This window comes from Helicobacter pylori (assembly GCA_008032935.1).
GTDB classification, from domain to species: Bacteria; Campylobacterota; Campylobacteria; order Campylobacterales; family Helicobacteraceae; genus Helicobacter; species Helicobacter pylori_CX.
On sequence record CP032039.1, the window covers coordinates 311,755 to 324,104 of the forward strand.

At 38.1% G+C, this 12,350-nt stretch carries 5 protein-coding genes, 1 tRNA gene and 7 pseudogenes; 6 read left to right on the top strand and 7 right to left on the bottom strand.

Translation table 11 applies throughout. The annotated features are described in order from the left end of the window. Nucleotides 1–48 precede the first annotated feature (48 nt). The 3 pseudogenes from D2C78_01615 to D2C78_01625 all read left to right on the top strand — a co-directional run bounded on the left by D2C78_01615 (nt 49) and on the right by D2C78_01625 (nt 3,631). Nucleotides 49–2,503: pseudogene (locus tag D2C78_01615) on the top strand (type I restriction-modification system subunit M). Between the two features lie 8 nt (nt 2,504–2,511). Continuing rightward, nucleotides 2,512–2,574 (top strand): annotated as a pseudogene (locus D2C78_01620) (restriction endonuclease subunit S). 296 nt (nt 2,575–2,870) lie between these two features. After that, a pseudogene (locus D2C78_01625) lies at nt 2,871–3,631 on the top strand (restriction endonuclease subunit S). Between the two features lie 334 nt (nt 3,632–3,965). Here the strand turns inward: D2C78_01625 and D2C78_01630 are convergent. From D2C78_01630 to D2C78_01645, 4 genes and pseudogenes are all read right to left on the bottom strand, one after another. Next, nucleotides 3,966–4,591, bottom strand: a pseudogene (locus D2C78_01630) (FAD-dependent thymidylate synthase). 23 nt (nt 4,592–4,614) lie between these two features. Beyond that, nucleotides 4,615–6,407: pseudogene (gene glmS, locus D2C78_01635) on the bottom strand (glutamine--fructose-6-phosphate transaminase (isomerizing)). Beyond that, nucleotides 6,408–6,647 (bottom strand): DUF2443 domain-containing protein, encoded by a 240-nt coding sequence (locus tag D2C78_01640; protein ID QEF34781.1) that lies wholly within the window; start codon nt 6,645–6,647, stop codon nt 6,408–6,410. Between the two features lie 44 nt (nt 6,648–6,691). Next, on the bottom strand, nt 6,692–7,234 hold the full coding sequence (locus tag D2C78_01645) for a purine-nucleoside phosphorylase (protein ID QEF34782.1): 543 nt from the start codon (nt 7,232–7,234) through the stop codon (nt 6,692–6,694). A gap of 152 nt (nt 7,235–7,386) precedes the next feature. Between D2C78_01645 and dnaA the strand changes: the two are divergent. Next, nucleotides 7,387–8,758: pseudogene (dnaA, locus tag D2C78_01650) on the top strand (chromosomal replication initiator protein DnaA). A 221-nt stretch (nt 8,759–8,979) separates the two neighbouring features. After that, entirely contained in the window at nt 8,980–10,419 is a 1,440-nt protein-coding gene (locus D2C78_01655; GenBank protein QEF34783.1) for a competence protein, read from the top strand. Nucleotide 10,420: 1 nt separating this feature from the next. On the opposite strand, the gene D2C78_01660 is transcribed toward D2C78_01655, so the two are convergent. After that, nucleotides 10,421–10,496: transfer RNA gene (locus tag D2C78_01660), tRNA-Phe, on the bottom strand. A 102-nt stretch (nt 10,497–10,598) separates the two neighbouring features. On the opposite strand from D2C78_01660, the gene D2C78_01665 reads away from it, so the two are divergent. After that, complete coding sequence (locus D2C78_01665; protein QEF34784.1) at nt 10,599–11,351, top strand: exodeoxyribonuclease III; 753 nt, start codon at nt 10,599–10,601, stop codon at nt 11,349–11,351. Here D2C78_01665 and D2C78_01670 read toward each other — a convergent pair. Both D2C78_01670 and D2C78_01675 read right to left on the bottom strand, forming a co-directional pair. Beyond that, nucleotides 11,348–11,982 (bottom strand): annotated as a pseudogene (locus D2C78_01670) (outer membrane protein). The gene D2C78_01665 and the pseudogene D2C78_01670 overlap by 4 nt on opposite strands. 3 nt (nt 11,983–11,985) lie before the next feature. Further along, nucleotides 11,986–12,333: a hypothetical protein gene (locus D2C78_01675; GenBank protein ID QEF34785.1), complete on the bottom strand. Its 348-nt coding sequence runs from the start codon at nt 12,331–12,333 to the stop codon at nt 11,986–11,988. Nucleotides 12,334–12,350: the final 17 nt, after the last annotated feature.

Genomic DNA, 12,350 nt, shown 5'->3' on the forward strand with positions numbered 1-12,350 from the left:
TTTTACCGCTTTATATTATAATCCTAAAAACAAAATAGGGCGGTTAAAATGGCGATCAAAAAAAGCGAATTGTATAGCTCTTTATGGGCTGGAGCGGATAGCTTAAGGGGTGGAATGGATGCGAGCGAGTATAAAAACTATGTTTTGAACCTGCTTTTTTTAAAATACATCAGCGATAAAGCCAAAAACAATATGGATAGCGAAATAGAAGTGCCACAAGGGTGTTTTTATGAAGACATCCTCGCTTTAGAGGGCGATAAGGAAATAGGCGACAAGCTCAATAAAATCATCGCCAAGATCGCAGAGCGAAACGACTTAAAAGGCGTGATTGACAGCGTGGATTTTAACGATAACACTAAGCTAGGAGAGGGTAAGGCGATGACAGACACCCTTTCTAATTTGGTTAAAATCTTTGCGGATTTAAGTTTGGGCGCGCATGGGGCTTTAGACGATGATTTATTGGGCGATGCTTACGAATATTTAATGCGCCATTTCGCCAGCGAGTCCGGTAAATCCAAAGGGCAGTTTTACACCCCTAGCGAAGTTTCGCTTTTATTGTCCCTTTTGCTTGGCATTGATGAAAACACCAGACAGGATAAAAGCATCTATGATCCCGCTTGCGGGAGCGGTTCGTTATTATTAAAAGCTTCTAGTTTGGCCGGTGAAAAAGGGTTAACTATCTATGGTCAAGAAAAAGACATTTCCACGACAGCCCTTTGTAAAATGAATATGATCTTACACCATAGCGCTACTGCTGATATTGCTAAAGGGGGTTCTAGCACCCTTTCTAACCCCCTTCATCTTGATGAAAAAACCGGCATGCTCAAAACCTTTGATTATGTCGTGGCTAACCCTCCCTTTAGCTTGAAACTGGACTGATGGGCTAAGCATAGACCCCAAAAGCAAGCAAGTCATTAACGATAGTTTCAATCATTTTGAAGACGGCACGCCCCCTGAAAAAAATGGCGATTTTGCTTTTTTGCTCCATATCATCAAATCCCTAAAAAACGCAGGCAAAGGGGCAGTGATTTTACCCCATGGGGTGCTATTTAGGGGGAACGCTGAGGGAGTGATTAGAAAAAATCTTTTAATGAAAGGCTATATTAAAGGCGTGATAGGCCTAGCCCCTAATCTTTTTTATGGCACTTCCATTCCTGCATGCGTGATTATTTTAGACAAAGAAAACGCGCATGCCAGAAAGGGCGTTTTTTTGATCGATGCGAGCAAGGATTTTAAAAAAGACGGCAATAAAAACCGCTTAAGAGAGCAAGATGTCCAAAAAATGATAGACACTTTTAACGCTTACAAAGAAATCCCTTATTATTCCAAAATGGTGAGCCTAGAAGAAATCAGCGCTAACGACTATAACTTGAATATCCCGTGCTACATTGCCGCCAAACAAGAATCAGAAAAAGACTTGTTCGCTTTAATCAACAGCCACAAGGCCAGTTATTTGCCCAAAAACGAGATTGAAGCCTACGCCCCTTATTTTCAAGTGTTTAAAGAGCTTAAAAACACGCTTTTTAAAAAGAGCGATAAAGAGGGCTATTACGCTTTAAAAACAGAATGCGAAAACATTAAAGAATTAATCACCCAAAGTTTAGAATACCAAACCTTCCACGCTTCTGTTTTGAGCGCTTTTGACCGATTGGATTTATTTGAAACTTTTAATGATTTAGAGCCAGGTTTTAACCCAAAAACCCTCATAGAGAGCGTTTGTCAAAAAGTTTTAAAAGAATTTGAAAAAATAGAAATTTTAGACAAATACGGCGTGTATCAGCTCTTCAAAGATTACTACAACGAAGTCTTGCAAGACGATTGGTTCCTTCTTTCATTCAATGGCTTTATAAGCGCTAAAGAATTAAGAAAATTAACCCCCCTAAAAGACAAAAACAAAAAAGCCAATTATTTAGAGGAGCCGGATTTTGTCATTCAAAAAACCTACTATAAAAGCGATCTAATCCCTAAACATTTGATCAAACAACGCTTTTTTGAAAAAGAAGCGAAAGAATTAGAAGAATTAGAAAACGCCCTCAACGAAAAAGAGGCTCTTTTAGATGAATTTATAGAAGAGCATTCTAACGAAGAAGGGCTTTTTGATGAGTTGAAAATCAATGAAAGCGTTTTGAAAAAAGAGCTAAAAAACGCCACCGATTTAGAAGATAAACAAATCCTAAAAACCGCTTTAGAATGGCTAGAAGCTAAAAACAAGGCGCTAAAAATAAAAAATAAAGCTTATGAGGAGCTGGAATTAAAAGCGTTCCACCAATATAAAAACCTTGAAATCAATGAAATTAAAGATCTCATCATCCAAGACAAATGGCTTAAGAGCCTAAAAAACGCCCTAGAAAACAAAATTTTAAAACGCATCAACGCTTTTATTAGCGCCCTTAATGAAATCATTTCAAGCTATTCTAACAGCTTGTTAGAACTGGACAAAGAAGTCAAAGAGAGCGAATCAAAAGTTTTAGAGCATTTGAAAGATTTGGGGTTAATGGGGTGATAGAACGCATGGACGCATTGACAACGCCCTCAAATTGGCAAAGAGTGAGACTTGGGGATATTGCCGAGATTAACCCTCCTACAATAATACCTAATGTTTTTTATTATATAGACCTAGAAAGTGTAGAAAAAGGTCAATTACTAAATAAACAACTTATGACAAAAAATAAAGCTCCAAGCAGAGCAAGGCGGTTATTATCAAAGAATGATATACTATACCAACTTGTTAGACCCTACCAAAGAAATAATTATTTTTTACATTAAATGGTAATTATGTGGCATCTACAGGATATGCACAGATTAGAACTTTACAAAATCCAAGCTTTTTATATTTTGCTCTACATAGTAATTATTTTGTTAATGCTGTTTTGGATCGCTGTGAAGGAACAAGTTATCCGGCTATAAGTTCAAACGAATTAAAGAAATGCGAAGTTATCCTACCCCCCTAGACGAACAAGCCGCTATCGCTAACATTTTAAACGATGTGGATCGTTATCTTTATTCTTTAGACGCTCTCATTCTTAAAAAAGAAAGCGTTAAAAAAGCTTTAAGCTTTGAACTATTGAGCCAAAGAAAACGCTTGAAAGGCTTCAATCAAGCTTGGCAAAAAGTGAGGCTTGGGGATATATGCGAAATCACAACCGGTTCATTAGATGCAAATGAAATGGTTCATTATGGAAAATATAGATTTTATACATGTGCAAAAGAATATTATTTTATAGATAAATACGCTTTTGACACAGAAGCAATTTTAATTTCTGGAAATGGTGCGTATGTAGGGTATGTGCATTACTATAAGGGCAAATTTAACGCCTATCAAAGAACCTATGTGTTGGATAATTTTAGCGAACATATTATATTTGTAAAATATTTTTTAACAATGTTTTTGCAATCCCATATTCAAACAAATAGAAATGAAGGTAATACCCCTTATATCGTAATGGCAACTTTAAAAGATTTTGAAATCTTTTTACCTCCCCTAAACGAACAAATCGCTATCGCTAACATTTTAAGCGATGTGGATCATGAAATCACCAGCCTTAAAAACAAAAAACGCCAATTTGAAAACATCAAAAAAGCCTTAAACCACGATTTAATGAGCGCTAAAATCAGGGTTTTAAACAAATAAAACGCCCCAAAAGTCAAGGGCAAACCCGCTTTTTAAAGGAAACCCCTAAGCTTTTAAACTCAGGGGAACGCTCTTAGAAAAATCAGCGTTTCACAGAAACGATCACTTTAAGCCCCAAAAAAGCAAACTCAAAGTATAATGATCTCCAAGAGCGTTTGCCACTTTTGTGTTTCATGGCATGCTCCTTTTGACATAGGATTTGCCCCATAACGCAACTATGGGGCGTGATGAAATCCTACAACAAACCCCCTTAAAACTCCATCTCATCAAACGCTAAAACAAGGCGTTTTTAAAACATTAAAGAATGAGCGTTATTGAGCGGTATTTTTTAAATCTAGTGCTTCAAACAATCTTCAAACAAATATTGATGCTCGCTAGGTAAAGCGTCAAATAAGGCTTTGGCTAAATCTTGCATTTCTTTTAAGGCTTTATTACTACTTCTTAAAGCCAATAAATTTTGCAAGCTCCTAGCGTTAATGCTATACGCTAAATGCGTTTTATAGCTTTCAGGCATGGCGTATTTGGCTAAATCGTTTTTAATGTTATGCTCGCTCAATAAAACCCTGAGATTTTCCAAAGCTAAAACGCTCATTGCATTCACTTTTTATTATCCACGAACACTAAAAACTCTTTGGCTCTTTCTAAATTCGTTTCATTAAGGGGTAAAAAGCTCTCCACTTCTTTCAATTCCCTTAAAGTGTAGCGGCTTGATTTCACGCTCAAGCTCGCTATTCTATGCCGGCTCAATTCTTGCAACGCCCCCCTACTCAAACCCTTGATTTCAAAATTGTAATAAAGATGCTCTAAAGTGGAAGAATGCCTGAAAATATTCCCCACCCTGTGGATGAGTTCCTTATCTTTACAGCCTCCACCATCGCTGTATTCAAAGCTCTGCCAGCAAGTGCGGATCGCTTGGCTCGCAATGTCTAAAGGGGTATAATGCTTACAAATCACTTCCATTATCCTACTCCTAATATCGCTTTTTATTCCACGGTAACGCTTTTAGCTAAGTTTCTTGGGTGATCCACATCGTGGTTCAAACGCATAGCGATTTCTAAGGCTAAAAGCTGCACCGCTAAATTCATGCGGAAAAATTCTTCCATATAACTTTCGCTCTCTTCTAATTGGATAAAATCATCAGCGATCTCTAAAATTTCAGAACTTAACACGCAAATCGTAGAATCCCTAGCGCTCAATTCTTCAATATTGCTTTTGGTTTTATCAAATAACAGATGCTTAGACAATAAAGCAATGGTAAAAAGGTTGGAATCCACCAACGCAATAGGGCCATGCTTCATCTCCGCGCTCGCATACCCCTCAGCGTGCAAGTAGCTGATTTCTTTAAGTTTTAGTGCCCCTTCTAAAGCGAGCGGGTAAAACACATCGCGCCCGATATAAAAAAGCCATGCCCATGCAAGTAGCGTTTGGATAAGCGCTTGATTTTTTCATGCAATTTAGACTCTACTTTCATCGCATTCACGCTATTGAGCATGTTTTTGGATTGGATTCTTTCTTCTTCTTTAGAGATGGTCCCTAGCTGTTTGCCTAGATACACGCTCAAAATCCATAAAAGCATCACTTGCGAAGAAAACGCCTTAGTGGATGCCACGCTTCTTTCCACCCCCGCTCTAATCAAAAGCGTGTGATCACTAATGCGGCTCATCATGCTAAAAGGAGCGTTACACAAACTAATGGTTTTAAGCCCTTGGGCTTTGGCTAATTTTAAAGCCTCCAAAGTGTCAGCGGTTTCCCCGCTTTGAGAAATCGCTATAAAAAGCTCGTTAGGGTTGCTTTTAAAATGGGCGTAGCGGTATTCGCTCGCTAAAATGGCCCTCGCTCTTATTTTGGCTAACCTTTCAAACAAATACACGCTCGCCAAACTCGCATGGTAACTGCTCCCGCAAGAACACAGCGTGATTTCGCTCACGTTTTCTAAAAATTCAGGATCGATCTCGCAATACACATTCAAGGCTTCCAAGCGCCCCTCTAAACACTCCAACAAACTGCTGTGTTGCTCATAAATCTCTTTTTCTAAATAATTCCTAAAATCCCCTTTAGAATAATCCTTGTTTTCAAAAGCGTAATCTTTCATGTTTTCAATATTGTTTAAATCTTTAAAATTTTCTAAAGAAATCTGCCCCACGCTGTTTTCTTCTAAAATGACAAATTGATCCACTTTAGGGGCTAACACGCTCAAACTAGACGCAAAAAACACCCCCTCTTTGCCCTTACCCACGATTAGAGGCGAAGAAGATTTAGCGTAAAACAAGCTCTCTTTAGCCCTTTTATGGAGCATTAAAATCGCATAACTCCCTTTTAAAAGGCTGATGCTTTTTTCAAAGGCTTTCAATAAATCGCTCTCGCTTTTAAGCGTTTCTTCTAATAAATGCGCAATCACTTCCGTGTCCGTTTGGCTTAAAAACGCATGCCCTTTGTTTTCCAATTCTTTTTTCAAACTCGCGTAATTTTCAATGATGCCATTATGCACTAAAGCTAAATTTTCTGTAAAATGCGGGTGGGCGTTCGCGCTGCTTGGCTTGCCATGCGTTGCCCATCTGGTATGAGCGATACTCACGCCAAAATCCAAAAATTCTTTATTCTTAAGCTCTGTTCTAAGGTTTTCTAATTTCCCTTGAGTTTTAAACACTTCCAAACGATCATTGCTCAATACGGCTAAACCCGCGCTGTCATAACCTCTGTATTCTAATTCCTTTAATCCCTCTAAAAGAACGGATTTTTTCTCGCTATCCCCTATATAACCTACAATCCCGCACATTTAAAACACCAATAACCCTTTTTTGATCTTATTTAAAGCGTTGATAAGCTCCTTTAGGCGCTCCACTTCTTCGCTTAATTGCGTAAAAAACGCTTCATTCACACCATTTGGCATGTCCATGCTCCCTCTTTTAATCTCAATAAAATCCCCCAAACTCAAATCCGCTAATTTTAAAAGCATTTCAATTTCATTTTGCGAATCTTCAATATCCGCTAAAATCTTGCGTATTTTTTCAAACATGTGATCGCCTTTAATTTAGAATGCTCCATGATACTCTATGATAGCTAAACTATCAAACTATCAATGATGTTTTCTAAAATCTGTTTGACTTTGGCGTGGTTTTCTTTAAATTCCTTATGCGCGTTAAACCCTACATGATTACTCACGCAAAAAATCCCTTTAGCCTTTAAAGAAAAAATTTTAGCCACGCTTAAAACGCTAAAAAACTCCATGTTTTCCAATAAAACGCCCTTTTGAACCATTTTTTTAGCAAACGTTTCGCCGGTGTGGATATAGTTACTGCTATTCACGCCCACCCTTTCAAAAAGAGCCTGCTCTTTAGTTTCTATGTGAATGGAATTATCTAAAGGCGTGTAGCTGTTTAAATGGCTAAAACTCTCTTCAATTTGATAGCCTTGAACGCTTTCAAACACGCTCAAAAGCTCCGTTTCTGGGCTATAACTCCCCGCGCTCCCCATAAAAATAAGGCTCTTAATATTAGGGTTTTTTAAACACATTCTCGTTAAATTAATCGCGCTTTCTATCAAGCCCACGCCAATAGGCGCCGCTTTTTTTAAAGTCTCATTCCTTCCTGCGCAAAGCAGCATGAAAATCCTTTTTTCGCATCCATTAGCTTATTATAAAGTAAGCATTATAGACAAACCCTTAAAAGAAACACCTTAATTTTAAGGCTTCATTCACATTTCATTCACATGCTATTCCTTTTTCATTCACCACTTATTCACGCTATAATAACGCCATGGATACCAACAACAATATTGAAAAAGAAATCTTGGCGCTAGTCAAACAAAATCCTAAAGTTAGCCTCATAGAGTATGAAAATTACTTTAGCCAACTCAAATACAACCCTAACGCGAGCAAGAGCGACATCGCCTTTTTTTATGCCCCCAACAAAGTCTTATGCACCACGATTACGGCTAAATACGGCGCGTTGCTTAAAGAAATTTTAAGCCAGAATAAAGTCGGCATGCATTTAGCCCATAGCGTGGATGTGCGTATTGAAGTAGCGCCTAAAATCCAAATTAGCGCCCAATCTAATATCAATTACAAAGCCATAAAAACGAGCGTCAAAGACTCTTACACTTTTGAAAATTTTGTCGTAGGCTCATGCAATAACACCGTTTATGAAATCGCTAAAAAAGTCGCCCAAAGCGATACCCCCCTTATAACCCGGTGCTTTTTTATGGCGGCACAGGGTTAGGCAAAACGCACATTTTAAACGCTATCGGTAACCATGCCCTAGAAAAGCATAAAAAAGTCGTGTTAGTCACTTCAGAAGATTTTTTGACAGACTTTTTAAAGCATTTAGACAACAAAACCATGGATTCTTTTAAAGCAAAATACCGCCATTGCGACTTTTTCCTATTAGATGACGCCCAATTTTTGCAAGGAAAACCCAAGCTAGAAGAAGAATTTTTCCACACTTTCAACGAATTGCACGCCAACAGCAAACAAATCGTATTGATTTCAGACCGATCGCCTAAAAACATCGCCGGCTTAGAAGATCGCTTAAAATCGCGCTTTGAATGGGGATAACCGCCAAAGTCATGCCCCCTGATTTAGAAACCAAACTTTCCATTGTCAAACAAAAATGCCAGCTCAATCAAATCACTTTGCCTGAAGAGGTGATGGAATACATCGCCCAACACATCAGCGACAATATCCGCCAAATGGAAGGCGCGATCATTAAAATCAGCGTGAACGCGAACTTAATGAACGCTCCCATTGATTTGAACCTCGCTAAAACCGTTTTAGAAGATTTGCAAAAAGATCATGCTGAAGGCTCAAGCTTGGAAAATATCTTGCTCGCTGTCGCGCAAAGCCTGAATCTCAAATCCAGTGAAATCAAAGTCTCTTCGCGCCAAAAAAATGTCGCTCTAGCGAGAAAATTAGTCGTGTATTTCGCCAGGCTTTATACCCCAAACCCCACGCTCTCGCTCGCTCAATTTTTGGATTTAAAGGATCATTCAAGCATTTCTAAAATGTATTCTAGCGTTAAAAAAATGCTTGAAGAAGAAAAAAGCCCCTTTGTCTTAAGCCTTAGAGAAGAAATCAAAAACCGCCTGAACGAATTGAACGACAAAAAAACCTCTTTCCATTCAAGTGAATGAAAAAAGGCTTATCAAACAGCGTTTCATTCACTTTTTTTTACATCCCACAACCCCCCTAAAAACGCGCGTCTTTAAAGCTTTTTCATTCTTCATTCCATTCATTCACGCCCCTACTACTGCTACTAATTATTATTAATCAAAATGTTACCTATCTATAGCTTATTTATAACTTTTATTAAACCTCTTTTTAAGCTATAATCCAAAATAAAAAAGGAATCAACATGAAAAAAACCCTTTGTCTGTCTTTCTTTCTGACTTTCTTTAACCCTCTTCAAGCCCTTGTGATCGAGCTTTTAAAAGAGATCAAAACTTCACCGCATAAAGGCACTTTTAAGGCTAAAGTCCTTGATTCTAAAGAACCAAGACAAGTTTTAGGCGTTTATAATATTTCCCCACACAAAAAACTCACGCTCACTATCACCCACATATCCACCGCAATCGTCTATCAACCCCTTGATGAAAAACTTTCTTTAGAAACGACCTTAAACCCTAACCGCCCTACTATCCCTAGAAACACCCAAATTGTTTTTTCTTCAAAAGAATTGAAAGAAGTGCACGCGCACCAAATGCCTTCTTTAAACGCGCCCATGCAAAAACCACAAAATAAACCCAGCTCATCGCAACAACCTCCTCAAAATTTTTCTTACCCAGAGCCCAAACTAGGCTCTAAAAACTCTAAAAACAGCCTTTTACAGCCTTTAGCAATTCCTAGCAAAATAAGCCCCACTAACGAAACTCAAACGCCAACAAACGACACCAAACCCCCTTTAAAGCATTCTTCAGAAGATCAAGAAAACAACCTCTTTATAACGCCACCCACAGAAAAAACGCTCCCTAACAACACCTCTAACGCTGATATTGATGAAAACAATGAAAGCAATGAAAATAGGGATAATGTGGAAAAACAAGCCATTAGAGATCCTAATGTTAAAGAATTTGCGTGCGGGAAGTGGGTTTATGACGATGAAAACTTGCAAGCCTACCGCCCAAGCATTTTAAAACGCGTTGATGAAGACAAACAAACTGCGACAGACATTACCCCTTGCGATTACAGCACCGCTGAAAATAAAAGCGGTAAAATCATTACCCCTTATACTAAAATCTCCGTTCATAAAACAGAACCTTTAGAAGAGCCACAAACTTTTGAAGCTAAAAACAATTTCGCCATTCTTCAAGCCAGAAGCTCTACAGAAAAATGCAAAAGGGCTAGAGCAAGAAAAGACGGCACGACTAGGCAATGCTATCTAATAGAAGAGCCTTTAAAACAAGCATGGGAGAGTGAGTATGAAATCACCACGCAATTAGTGAAAGCCGTATATGAGCGCCCTAAACAAGACGATCAAGTAGAGCCGACTTTTTATGAAACCAGCGAATTGGCTTATTCTTCCACACGAAAAAGCGAAATAACGCAAAACGAATTGAATTTGAATGAAAAATTCATGGAATTTGTGGAAGTGTATGAGGGGCATTATTTAAACGATATAATCAAAGAAAGCAGCGAATACAAAGAATGGGTTAAAAACCATGTGCGCTTTAAAGAAGGGGTGTGCATGGTTTTAGAAATAGAAGAGCAACCACGAGCCAAAAGCACGCCTTTGAGTATTGAAAACTCTCGTGTTGTGTGTGTCAAAAAGGGGAATTATTTATTCAACGAAGTTTAAATGGTGGCTTGAGGCGGAATCGAACCACCGACACGAAGATTTTCAGTCTTCTGCTCTACCGACTGAGCTATCAAGCCAAGCAAAAAACAATTATTACATAAAAAAGGTAAAATAAAGCTTAATTTTTAAAAAAAATGACTAAAAAGATATAATTCACTCAAAATCAAACAAGGATTAAAATGAAATTGATTTCATGGAATGTGAACGGGTTAAGGGCTTGCATGACTAAGGGTTTTATGGATTTTTTCAATAGCGTTGATGCGGATGTTTTTTGCATTCAAGAATCTAAAATGCAACAAGAACAAAACACCTTTGAATTTAAGGGGTATTTTGATTTTTGGAATTGCGCGATTAAAAAGGGCTATTCTGGGGTGGTAACTTTCACTAAAAAAGAGCCTTTAAGCGTGAGCTATGGGATTAATATTGAAGAGCATGACAAAGAGGGGCGCGTAATAACTTGCGAATTTGAGTCGTTTTACTTGGTGAATGTTTATACCCCTAATTCCCAACAAGCCCTATCCAGGCTTAGTTATCGCATGAGTTGGGAAGTGGAATTTAAGAAATTTTTAAAAGCTTTAGAATTGAAAAAACCGGTCATTGTGTGTGGGGATTTGAATGTGGCCCACAATGAAATTGATTTAGAAAACCCCAAAACCAACCGAAAAAACGCGGGCTTTAGCGATGAAGAGAGAGGGAAATTCAACGAGCTTTTGAACGCCGGTTTTATTGACACTTTCCGTTATTTTTACCCCAACAAAGAAAAGGCTTACACCTGGTGGAGTTACATGCAACAAGCAAGGGATAAAGACATTGGTTGGCGCATTGATTATTTTTTATGCTCTAACCCTTTAAAAACGCGCTTAAAAGACGCTTTAATCTATAAAGATATTTTAGGGAGTGATCATTGCCCGGTAGGGTTGGAATTAGTTTAAAGGTAGAAAGTGTGCGAAATAAAGACAGAAAAAAGCCTTACAAAGGATGAGTCGTATTCAAAAGCAAAAGGCCATTTGATCCCCACTTCAATACTAGCGTCATGGTTGAATAGCACGGTTTGGAATTTAAACCCCACTAAACCCAACATCCTAAAATTGGAAGTTTTGAGCGAAAACCCTTGAATGCTGCGCCAATCGTCAATGATGAAATTCGCGCTGTGTTTGGAAATCGTCCATGTGTTTTCAGCAACTTGCATGCCATAAAAAAGAGAAAATACATACAAGGGGTTTTTATTGTATTCCACGATCAAATCCCCCCAAAGCCATAAGTGAACATGTTCGCTTGAGCGCCCGTTCTTTTATTGAGGATGACATTCCCGTAATCCATAAAAAAGTAATAGCGCGAATAAAACCAGTAATGAGTGGGGTTAATCTCCCAGCCTAAAGAAAAGCTCGCCCCTTCAATCGTGCGTTTGAGATCGTTGTATTTTTTCATGATCATTTTCCCTACCTGGTATTGAGAAGCCACATAAAAACGGCTTTTGGCTTGCGTAAGGGTAGGGTTTAAAAAACAAACGCTTAAAAATAAAGGGGTTACTTTTTTAAATAAATCCTTTGAAAAAAATTTCACACTTTAATACTTCCTGTTGAGCGGAGAATTGAGATTGTCTTGGTGGTTAGTGGCTCGTTGCAAAACGTTGTTCGTTCTTTTTTGCGAAGGATCAGTGTTTTCTTCATTATTGATTTCATCAATTTTATTTTCGTTATTGATCAAATCGTTCACTTCTTTGGTGGCTTTTTCATCTTCTTCTTCATGCTCAATTTTTTTTATATCCTTATTCGCTTGATTGATTGGATTGTTTTGAGTGGTTTTAGTGTTGTTTTGGTGCGATTGAGACGATTTTTTAGGCTCGTCCTTGCATGCACTAAACAGGCTTAAAACAAAAGAGATAGCGATAAAATGAGTGATTTTAGATTTCATCAATTAAATTTCCTTAA

What these genes read in the sequence shown, in the direction of transcription:
- D2C78_01640 (QEF34781.1), bottom strand. Translation starts at nt 6,647, where the DNA reads ATGTTTGAAAAAATACGCAAGATTTTAGCGGATATTGAAGATTCGCAA.
- D2C78_01645 (QEF34782.1), bottom strand. Translation starts at nt 7,234, where the DNA reads ATGCTGCTTTGCGCAGGAAGGAATGAGACTTTAAAAAAAGCGGCGCCT.
- D2C78_01655 (QEF34783.1), top strand. Translation starts at nt 8,980, where the DNA reads ATGAAAAAAACCCTTTGTCTGTCTTTCTTTCTGACTTTCTTTAACCCT.
- D2C78_01665 (QEF34784.1), top strand. Translation starts at nt 10,599, where the DNA reads ATGAAATTGATTTCATGGAATGTGAACGGGTTAAGGGCTTGCATGACT.
- D2C78_01675 (QEF34785.1), bottom strand. Translation starts at nt 12,333, where the DNA reads ATGAAATCTAAAATCACTCATTTTATCGCTATCTCTTTTGTTTTAAGC.